This is a genomic window from Calditrichota bacterium (genome assembly GCA_014359355.1).
GTDB lineage: Bacteria > Zhuqueibacterota > Zhuqueibacteria > JANLFK01 > Oleimicrobiaceae > Oleimicrobium.
This window is the reverse complement of record JACIZP010000039.1, coordinates 1-3538: the sequence shown is the minus strand read 5'-3', so window position 1 is coordinate 3538 and position 3538 is coordinate 1. Positions and strand designations below refer to the sequence as shown.

Below are 3538 nucleotides of genomic sequence, written 5' to 3'. Positions count from 1 at the left end.
GGCGTACAGCTGCTGAAGACGACCCGAGGCCATGGTGGCAGCGGTAAGCAGCGCTATTATCGCCAGAAAAGACTCAATGAGCATCGCGCCATAGCCTATGAGCTTTGCGTCAGTCTCCCTTGCCACCTGTTTGGCAGTTGTGCCTGAGGCCACCAGGGAATGGAAACCCGAGATGGCCCCACAGGCCACCGTCACAAAGAGCACAGGGAAAAGGTATCCCAGGTCCGTATGAAAATGGCCAACCGCGCCCATGTTGACGTGCGGCCGGGCGAAGAAAACCCCCACCGCGCCCCCGACCAGCAGGGCGTACAGCAAGTACGAGTTCAGATAGTCACGGGGCTGCAGGAGGAACCATACGGGAAGGACGGCCGCGGCAAAGCAATAAGCCAAAAGCACGTAGCGCCATACCCCAGCCGGTAGCGCAAGGGGCCATCTCTGCCCCACGGAGACAGAGAGAAAGAGCAGGGCAACCCCCACGACAGTGGCAGGTACCAAGGGCACTCGTCCTCGGTAGATGGAGAGGCCAAAGCTCATGGCGAGCACCATGAAGAGCAAGGAAGCCGTGGCTGCCGACGGCACCTGCTCAAATGTCTTGGCAACAAGCTGGGTAAAAACCGCGATGACCAGCAAGAGGGTCGACCAGGAGAAAAGCAGGAACAGAAGCTTGCCGTTCCTGCCGATGTGCTCTTCAATGACTTCGCCGATGGACTTGCCGCGATGGCGCAGGGAGGCCACCACCGCACCAAAGTCGTGCACCGCACCCACAAAGATGCCGCCGGCCACGATCCAAAGGTACACCGGCAGCCACCCAAAGATTGACGCCATCACTGGACCCACAATGGGCCCCGCACCGGCGATGGAGGCAAAGTGGTGCCCCAGCACTACTGGCGCGCGCGTGGGCACATAGTCGACCCCATCGTTCATCGTCTGCGCCGGCGTGGGCCGCCTGGCGTCAATCCCCAACCTCTTAGCGACAAAGCCCCCATAGCTAAGGTACGCAAACACAAGCAGCACAATCCCGATCAGGGCTAGCCACAGGGCGCTCATTCCTCTTTCCTCGCGGTTCTCTTGGCAGGCACTATCCCCTCCCACGCACGAGCCTCGCGCAGGGGGAGAAAACGGCAACTCGCCGCAGAGCTACCGGGTGCCGCTGCCAAAATCGACGCGAGGCGCTTCACGCGCTGGACTTACCGCTTCGAAGGTCTCTCGCACCTTGAAGTTGAAGATCCCTGCGATGATGTTTGTCGGGAATCGCCTTACCATCGTGTTGAACTTTTGCACCACCTCGGTGTAGCGGCGGCGTTCCACGGCGATGCGGTTCTCCGTGCCGGCCAGTTCATCCTGCAACCGGATAAAGTTCTCGTTGGCCTTCAACTCAGGATAGCGCTCAACCACCACCAACAGACGTGCCAACGCCGAAGACAACTGGTCGTTGGCCTCGATGACCTCCTGCGGGGTTCGTGCCTGGCCAACCTTCGCCCGCGCCTCTGTTACAGCAATCAGTGTCTCCCGCTCATGGGCAGCGTACCCCTTGACGGTCTCCACCAGGTTGGGAATGAGGTCATAGCGCCTTTGGTACTGGTTTTCCACCTGCGCCCACGCGGCCTTGACCTCCTCATCTGTGCTGACGAGCGCATTGTAGGTGGAACAGCCACGTAGTCCCAGAAAAAGGATGACGACGATGATGACGATCAGGATAAGAGAGCCAGTCTTGCGCATAGTCTCCTCCTACTGCAGGGTTACATTGCGTCAACGGTGAGTGCAAGTCTTCTCACTTCCCAGGCATACTGTTGAACCAGACGGTCAAGGGCCTGGCGGTCAAGTTTTTCGCCGCTCCAGACGTGCAGAAGCTGAGTAAACACCGCAGGGTCCAGGCCGAATGCTTCCACCGCTGCGGTAATGACTTCCTTCTTGCTCCTCGGCACCTCCGCGTCCTTGAGCACCAGCAGCGCTTCGAACAGCGGCACAAACGCGGTCAATGACCGGCGGACAAGCGCAGCCAGGCGGTCGCGCCGCCCCTCCGTGGCCAGGTAAGCCTCGCGCAAATGGAGGAGTTTTCCCTTCACCTCTCGCTCGCACTGCAGGCGGAGGAGCTTTCTGTCTATCTCGAGCTGCTGCAGCGGGTCCTGTCCGAAGACGACCCTGTGGTGTTGCTTCAGAGAGAGAAACTCCATGGGAAAGCTATCCAGCGACGAGGCTATGTACTCGGGGGTCATAAACAGCGGGGTGCTCACGTTTCTCTTCCGCCACTTGGCGACAACCGGCAGGGCCTTGCCAATCTCCTTCATGCCCTCCTCGCTGAGGACGATGAGGAAGTTGATGTCCGAGCGCTTGCGCACGTATTCGCCGCGTGCCCCGCTGCCGTAAAGGACTATGGAGACGAGCTGTTCGCCAAAGAGAGCACGATAGTCCGCAACAAACGCCTCGAATATTTCATCCGGTGTGTGCGGCACTCTTGCCATTTCTTACCTCCACAAAGGTCGGCTTTGCGTTCGGAGTAATGCAGCGTACGAGCATCGGGTGCCCGTCTTGCTAATAGCCACCTCCTGCTCCTCCCCCGCCGCTTGCGCCGCCGCCAAAGCCACCGAAGCCCCCGCCGAAGCCACCCCCGAACCCGCCGCCGAACCCTCCGCCCCAACCTCCTCCACGCCGAGGCGAACCGAACAGGGAGCTGAAGACCAAGAACGGGAAAAGACCACCACCCATCCTGCTGAATAGGAGCACCATGAGCACAATGAAGAGAATGGTGCACAGCGGAATTCCGGTGCGGGCGGCTGGAGGCGGTCCGCCAATAGCGCCTACCGCCTCATCAAGGTCAAGGGCAACCCCGTATTCTTGAGCGATGAGCTGGGCTGCCGCGACGGTACCAGCCAGCAGCCCTTTGCCGTACTCCCCGCGCTGGAGGTGGGGCCTGATCTGGTGGCGGTAGATATCGCCGGCGCGTGCGTCGTTGATCGCCCCCTCCAACCCATAGCCGACCTCGATCCAGATCTTACGTTCGGCCACCGTGTTGAAAATCAGCAGGCCGTTGTTCTTGTCTTTGCTGCCAATTCCCCATGCCTCGAATAGTCGATTGGCATAGTCCTGGTAATCGTAATCGCCGACGCTCGGCACGGTCACCACCGCAATCTCGGCCCCAGTCTTGCGTTTGACCTCCTCGCACACGGCGGTGATGCGCGCCTCATAGTCCGGCTCGATGACGTTGGCGAAGTCGTTCACATAACCCCGGGGCTGCGGGAACTGCTGTGCCCCAACACGTCCAGTTCCCACGCAGAAAAAGAGCGCAAGGACTATGACTCCAGCTCGTTTCAACCTCGGGTGCAGTCTCACTCACCGCTCCGTGTCGATGCGCACCTTTTTCCAGCGCCAGCCAAACAACCAGGTGCCCAGTCGCCGCGTCACACGCGTCTTGCTCATCAGTCGTTTGAGCCCCATCGCTTTCCGTCCTTTGACTGCGTGCGGCCGTTCTGTTGGAGGCGCATCATCCCAAGCAAGGTTCCTGCTTTCCTCGTCCAGAAGTTCCTCAACGGTCACCACC

The 3538-nt window shown here is 60.1% G+C and carries 4 protein-coding genes; all 4 read right to left on the bottom strand.

From position 1 onward, the window contains the following. Window positions 1-1047: carbon starvation protein A (locus H5U38_01785; protein ID MBC7185744.1), on the bottom strand; the 1047-nt coding region annotated here is incomplete at its 3' end. A gap of 90 nt (window positions 1048-1137) precedes the next feature. Further along, a complete protein-coding gene (locus H5U38_01780) occupies window positions 1138-1719 on the bottom strand; it encodes a LemA family protein (protein ID MBC7185743.1) in 582 nt (193 codons plus the stop codon). Between the two features lie 20 nt (window positions 1720-1739). Continuing rightward, the gene (locus H5U38_01775; GenBank protein ID MBC7185742.1) at window positions 1740-2462 is read right to left on the bottom strand and encodes a nucleotidyltransferase domain-containing protein; all 723 of its coding nucleotides are present in this window, start codon (window positions 2460-2462) and stop codon (window positions 1740-1742) included. 70 nt (window positions 2463-2532) lie between these two features. After that, entirely contained in the window at window positions 2533-3330 is a 798-nt protein-coding gene (locus H5U38_01770; GenBank protein ID MBC7185741.1) for a TPM domain-containing protein, read from the bottom strand. Window positions 3331-3538: the final 208 nt, after the last annotated feature.